The 7,110-nt window shown below is 34.7% G+C and carries 4 protein-coding genes and 2 pseudogenes; 4 read left to right on the top strand and 2 right to left on the bottom strand.

Annotated elements, in window-relative coordinates:
* Positions 1-51 precede the first annotated feature (51 nt).
* Positions 52-3,013, bottom strand: a pseudogene (locus tag QQZ16_RS23095) (Tn3 family transposase).
* Between the two features lie 472 nt (positions 3,014-3,485).
* Complete coding sequence (locus QQZ16_RS23090; RefSeq protein ID WP_235252777.1) at positions 3,486-3,821, bottom strand: winged helix-turn-helix transcriptional regulator; 336 nt, start codon at positions 3,819-3,821, stop codon at positions 3,486-3,488.
* Between the two features lie 140 nt (positions 3,822-3,961).
* Here QQZ16_RS23090 and QQZ16_RS23085 point away from each other — a divergent pair, with 140 nt between their 5' ends.
* The 4 genes and pseudogenes from QQZ16_RS23085 to QQZ16_RS23070 form a co-directional block, all read left to right on the top strand.
* Complete coding sequence (locus QQZ16_RS23085) at positions 3,962-4,456, top strand: lactoylglutathione lyase family protein (RefSeq protein ID WP_130032184.1); 495 nt, start codon at positions 3,962-3,964, stop codon at positions 4,454-4,456.
* A gap of 429 nt (positions 4,457-4,885) precedes the next feature.
* Entirely contained in the window at positions 4,886-5,440 is a 555-nt protein-coding gene (locus QQZ16_RS23080) for a recombinase family protein (protein WP_235252779.1), read from the top strand.
* Positions 5,441-5,459: 19 nt separating this feature from the next.
* Entirely contained in the window at positions 5,460-6,905 is a 1,446-nt protein-coding gene (locus QQZ16_RS23075; protein ID WP_130032186.1) for a Mu transposase C-terminal domain-containing protein, read from the top strand.
* Positions 6,898-6,984 (top strand): annotated as a pseudogene (locus QQZ16_RS23070) (AAA family ATPase); the annotation flags it as partial. The gene QQZ16_RS23075 and the pseudogene QQZ16_RS23070, both read left to right, overlap by 8 nt.
* Positions 6,985-7,110: the final 126 nt, after the last annotated feature.

Below are 7,110 nucleotides of genomic sequence, written 5' to 3'. Positions count from 1 at the left end.
ATTTACAACGCTAAGCCCATTTTCAAGACGATTCCCCCAGTTTTAACAACGTTAAGAAAGTTTCAATGGTCTTAAAGAATCTAACGAGACCATTTTCTCCGAATTAAAATGGTATTCTCCAAGTAAATTAATATGTTCCCAACCTAGAGGTGACATATGGTGCAATAATTCTTCATTAAAACTACCTGACCGTTTTTGATATTCAACTGCCTTTGTTAGATGTAAAGTATTCCAGATACTGATGGCATTGATAATGATGTTTAAGGCACTGGCCCTTTGCAATTGATGCTGTATGGTTCGTTCCCTAAGCTCGCCTTGTTTTCCGAAGAAAATAGCTCTTGCCAGTCCATTCATGGCTTCTCCTTTATTCAATCCTTTTTGTATTTTTCTTCTTAATGATTCATCCGAAATATAATTCAAAATAAAGATCGTTTTTTCTATTCGGCCCATCTCACGTAAGGCTGTAGCCAAGCTGTTTTGTCTTGAATAAGAACCTAATTTCCCCATAATAAGGGATGCTGAAACTGTTCCTTCCCTTATAGAATGAGCTAATCGCAAAACATCCTCATAATTCTCTTTAATGACCTTTGTATTTATTTGTCCACGTAAAATGACTTCTAATTTTGGATACTCACTTGCCTTATCTATTGTAAATAATTTCGAGTCTGATAAATCTCGTATTCTTGGAGCAAATTTAAATCCTAATAAATGGGTCAGTCCGAATATTTGGTCTGTGTAACCAGCCGTGTCTGTATAATGCTCTACTATATTTAGATCCGTCTCATGGTGTAACAAACCATCCAAAACATGAATCGCATCCCTTGAATTAGTATGAATAATCTTTGTGTAATAAGAAGAAAATTGATCACTTGTAAAACGATAGATGGTGGCTCCTTTTCCAGTTCCATAATGTGGGTTTGCATCTGCATGTAGCGATGAAACGCCTATCTGCATTCTCATACCATCGGACGAGGATGTTGTACCGTCTCCCCAATAAGAAGACAATTGCAATTTGTGATGAAAATTTACTAATACGGCTTGGGCTTTATTCATTGCATCTTCATACATGCGCCATTGTGATACATTGGCCAATTGCTTATATGTAAGTCCGGGTGTTGCTTCAGCCATTTTGCTTAAACCAATATTCATTCCCATTCCTAAAAGAGCAGCCATAATAATAATTGTTTCTTCTTTATCCGGTTTTCGATTATTGGAAGCATGAATAAATTGCTCATGAAATCCTGTTATATAAGCAATATCCATCAGTAAATCGGTTAATTTTATTCTTGGTAGCATCTGATACAGGCTTGCACTAAATTTTTTTGCTTCTTCTGGAACATCTTTTTCTAAGCGTGCAATTGACAGCTTTCCTTTTTCAAGAGAAACCCCGTCTAACTTGTTGGAATTGGTAGCTAACCACTTTAACCTTTAGGCTGCTGGTTCTCTCCGTCATATAATCCTCGAATGATAAACTAACTGATAATCTTGTATTCTCCTTCGTTTGATTCCATGTATCTTCTGAAAACAAATATTCTTCAAAGTCTCTATATTGTCTGCTGCCAACAATGGAAACATCTCCTGCCCTAACATGCTCCCGAAGTTCTGTTAAAACAGCCATTTCATAGTAATGACGATTGATTGTTGTACCATCATCCTCGTATAAATGCTTTTTCCAACGTTTTGAAATAAAATCCACAGGTGAGTTATCAGGCACTTTTCGCTTTCCGGATTCGTTCATTCCACGGATAATCTCAACAGCTTGTAAAAGTGGCTCATTTGCTTTTGTAGAATGAAATTCCAATACCCTTAATAGCGTTGGCGTATATTTTCTAAGTGAATAAAATCGTTTTTGCAGTAAGTCTAAATAATCATAGTCGGCAGGGCGTGCAAGCTCCTGAGCTTCTTCGACCGAAGAGACAAAAGAATTCCATTCGATAACGGATTCTAAAACCTCAAAAACGTCTAATTTTTCCTTTTTTGCTTTGATTAAAGCTTGTCCGATGTTCGTAAAGTGTATAACTTTCTCATTCAGCTTTTTACCGTTTTGTTTCTGAATTTCCTCTTGAGCCTTACGGCCTTTTGATAACAGACTAAGTATTTGTCTATCATGAATTTCAAAAGCTTTATCCGTTAACTCTTGAGTAAGATGTAATAAATAGACGGTTAATATCGAATATCGCTTATTTTCTTGAAAGTCACGGAATGCATATGGCTCATATCTTGAGCCTAAGCGAGATAGTTGTAACAGGCGATTGCGATGCAAATGACTAATTTGTACCGTTTCTAATTCCATTCCTCGTATGTATTCGAGTCGTTCTATTACTTTTAGAAATGTTTCGGGTGAAGGATGACCCGGCGGTTCCTTTAACCAACCCAATATCGTTTTATTGGATTCGGATGGATGCTGCGAAGTAATGATCTCTTCAAGCTTTCCTTTTTGTTCATTTGTAAGAGATTGACTAACAGTATTAAACAGTTTCTTTTCAGCCATTGCCCTTGCCTCCCACACCATTCTTTCAAGTGTAGTAATAGCAGGCAGTATGATTTTGTTTTTTCTTAGAAAATCTATACATTCATGTAGTAGATGTATGGCAACGCCATTTTCAAAAGCTAATTGATGAAGATGCTTAAATGCTATTCGATATTCTCTTAGAGTAAAAGTTACAAAGTCGTATTCACTTCGAAGTTCTTTCAAATGATCCCAAAGTGTATTTTCTCTTTGAGGATAAAGACTAATCGAAGATGGAGTGGCACCGATTTGTTTCGATATATAATGTATGACTGATTCCGGGATGCTTTTGATATGAGTGTATGGCCAACCGGGATACCGAAGAACAGCTAATTGAACAGCAAACCCTAAACGGTTTTCTTCTCTCCTTCGCTTATTAACTATTTCTAAATCCCGTTTGGAAAAAGTGAAGTAGGTCCCCAATATCCATTCATCTTCAGGGATTTGCATAAAATCCTGCCTCTGTTCCAGTGTAAGCAATTCTCTACCTCTCGCAATTTTCATTCAGTATCATCCCATTTCCATAATTATTCAGTTAATTAGTTCAATTATATATCAATAGAGTGTACTCTATTGATACAAGTATAGTAGACTGATAAAATCATAGTTGTGACTTTAAGAGATAAATTGCACACTTTTTAAACGCTATTTTGCACTATAAGTAAATATAAAAAGCCTAATTTCGCAACATTAAAATTGAGAAATTAGGCTTTTTTCGTTGATCAATTAAATATCCCTTTAATGGAATAACTTAGATATGGCCTCAGCCTTAAAATTGGTTAATTTGTTGTTTAACTAACGCACACTTAGTTTATGTATAAATATCCACGAACTTATGTGAAAATTATTTCATAAGATATAATTAATTGGAAAAATTCCTCTTCAAGGTTATTTGTCACATTATCTATATCTTCAAAATCCAGGTCAGTTTTCTTGTAATTATTACCATAAAATCTTTTCGTTACAGCTCTTTAATTCAGAAATCCTCTCCATGTTCTTTACCCCATGTATGCATAAGTTTTAAGATAGGCATTAGTGTATTTCCTTTACCAGTTAAAGAATATTCGACTTTCGGTGGTACTGTATTATATTGAGTTCGTTTAATTAAGTCATCTTCTTCAAGTTCTTTTAATTGTTTAGTCATTACTTTATGGCTTACACCAGGAAGCACATTATGTATTTCACTATACCTTAATGTACCATCTATACCTAAATGCCATAAAATCACACTCTTCCATTTATTCCCTATTTTTGTTAATGTATATTCAATTGAACATTTTAATTTCCCTGTACTATCTATTGGAGTATCCATTCAAATATTCAGCCCTTTCTTACCTTTTGGTTAGTTTCTCACAAAAAAGTGCGTTCTTCCATAAATAAAAAGTGCGAAATATAATATTTATGTGTTTGATAGTAAACACTAAATCAAAAAATCATGGAGGAATGCAAATTATGTTCACATATCCTAAAACATTTTCTCATATTGGTCTTTCAGTACCTAACTTAGATCAAGCTGTTAAATTTTATACTGAAGTGTTCGGTTGGTATGTTATTATGGAGCCTTCTGAAGTAGAAAATGATGACACACCTATTGGTCAAATGTGTAGAGATGTATTTGGGGAAAACTGGGATAAATTTAGAATTGCACATTTAGCAACAGGAGATAAAATCGGCGTAGAAATGTTTGAGTTTCCTGAAAACGACACACCTAAAAATAACTTTGAATATTGGAAAACAGGTATTTTCCATTTCTGTATTCAAGATCCAGACATCGAAGGTCTCGTAGAAAAAATTAAGCAACACGGTGGTAAACAGCGTATGCCTATTAGAGAGTATTATCCAGGAGAAAAACCATATAAAATGGTTTACGTTGAAGATCCATTTGGAAATATTTTTGAAATTTACACTCATAGTTATGAATTAACTTATTCACAAGGTGCATATTAATAAATGATCTTTCTCCACCAGCAAAATCTTTGCTGGTGTTTCTTTTTATCCATATGATGCTTAAATCACTAATTTCATTACCCCACCACATTCACAAAATCCGAAACGGTTTATTAAACTGCCAGTTAGGTTAAGTGAATACTCTCACAATACATTCAACCATTACGATTTCCTTTAAATATGTTGTGCAACAATCTGGCCCGATTGCGGAACAAAATCAAAAAAGCAACCCGTCAATATTTCTTAAACCCAATATTTTGTTCCAAAACTCATCCTTTTCTGAACACGCACTTTTTTACTCTCTAAGAAGTGTCTTTTATTGTTATAAATGTAACATAACTCTGTTCATTAATCTATGTTCATTAACCATATGTCTGTAAACTTATGTTACAATGAAATCAAAGGTAAAATCAGAAAAGAGTGGTTTTAGTGTTAATTGGATATGCACGTGTATCAACGGGATTACAAAATTTGGATTTACAAACAGATGCGTTAACGCAACATGGTTGCACAAAAATTTTTCACGACAAAATAAGTGGAGCACAAAAACAACGTCCCGGTCTGGAAGAAGCACTTAAGTATGCACGTAAAGGCGATACAATTGTGGTTTGGCGATTGGATAGGCTAGGACGCAATATGCAAGATTTGATTCAAATTGTGAACAGCTTAAATGAACGAGGTATTGGCTTCCATAGTCTGCAAGAAAATATAACAATGGACAAAAGCAATGCGACGGGGCAATTAATGTTTCACTTGTTCGCAGCGTTTGCCGAATTTGAACGTAATTTGATCGAGGAACGCTCGGCTGCTGGACGAGTAGCTGCAAAAGCACGTGGACGTCTAGGCGGACGTCCTGAGAAGTATGGATCAAAAGATATTGAAATGATGAAGGCTTTAATTGAAAGTGGCACACCGATTAAAGATGTTGCGGAAAAATGGGGTGTGTCTCGCACGACGATTTATCGCTATTTAGAAAGACAGTAAATCGGAAGGATTGATGTCTATGAAAAATGAACATCCTCCATTAACAGCTTATTCAGAAGAACAACGACAAGCAGGGATGATAAAGTATAAAATCATTGCACCTTATCTTATCAACGAAAAAACATTAACTGTCATTACAAAAGAAACCGGTATTGCAAAAAGAACGCTGCAATACTGGATTCAGGACTATAAACAATTTGGATTAAAGGGTTTAATTCGAAAAACAAGAAGTGATGCCGGAAAAATACATTTAGAACCGGAAATTGTCTCCTCAATTGAACAACTGATTTTGAAGTACAAAAGGAATTCACTGACGTCTATTCATCGAATGATCTGCGAGCAATGTCAGAAAAAGGGCTGGCAAAAACCGAGTTATTATCAAGTGTATAAGGTATCGCAGTCCATGTCTCCAAGCTTGAAAAAGTTAGCGCATGATGGTCAAAAAGCATACGATGATCAATATGATTTAATTCATCGAAGAGAAGCAATCTATCCCAATGAAATTTGGCAAGCTGACCATACCCCATTAGATATTATAGTTTTAAATGAAAAAGGAAAACCAGAAAGACCTTGGCTAACAATTATTTTAGATGATTACAGCCGGGCAATCGCTGGATATTTCTTAACCTTTCAAAACCCCTCTGCAATACATACATCTTTAGTCTTACACCAAGCAATATGGAAAAAAAGTAATTCCGATTGGCAAATATGTGGTATCCCTGAAATATTTTATACAGACCATGGAAGTGACTTTACGTCCAACCATTTGGAGCAAGTAGCAGTTGATTTGAAAATTAACCTAGTCTTTTCTGCAATTGGTGTTCCAAGAGGGCGAGGGAAAATAGAAAGATTCTTTTTAACCATTAATCAATTATTTTTACAAGATTTACCCGGTTATTTGGGAAATCAGAATACTACCGCACTTCTTACTCTTAAGGAACTCGATGAAAGGTTATTGAATTTCATCATATATAGCTATCACCATAGGGTTCATGGTACAACAAAAAAAGAACCGATACATGCTTGGAATAATGGATTTCTTCCCAATATGCCCGAGAGTTTGGAAAGTCTTGATCTATTATTGCTAAATGTAGCAAAACCAAGGAAGGTTCATTCTGATGGGATACACTTCCAAGGACTAAGATATATAGATACAAACCTAGCTGCATACGTTGGTGAAACAGTTATTATTCGTTATGATCCAAGAGACATTGCAGAGATTCGAGTGTTCTATCAAGATAAATACTTATGTACAGCTATCTCACCTGAAATTTCCGATTATACAGTAGATTTAAAGGATATTGTTTCAGCGAGAAATAAAATACGAAAAAATCTAAAGGAACAACTTGATTCCCGAAAAACTGTTGCAGAAGAAATTACCTTGTCAAAGCAAAAGGATCTAGAGAACAAAATAGATAAATCTAATTCTAAAAAGTCGAAACTGAAGAGGTATTTCAATGAATAGAGGACAAATATTTATTGAAACAAAAGAATATAAGAGATTTAAAGAGTTTTGTGATGCATGTATTAAATATAAATATATTCACTAGTGTTGCATTAATTTAAATTCACTATTAAAAATACTCAAAATGTTCAATATTATTATTTTGTGCAAAGAAAAAGTCCTTTATAATGGATTAGTCAGGTGGTAACCCGTCCAAATCCACTAA

Origin of the sequence: Bacillus sp. T2.9-1 (genome assembly GCF_950097965.1) — a bacterium.
GTDB lineage: Bacteria > Bacillota > Bacilli > Bacillales > Cytobacillaceae > Niallia > Niallia hominis.
Note: the sequence above shows the minus strand (reverse complement) of the source record. Positions and strands in the feature narration are given on the sequence as shown.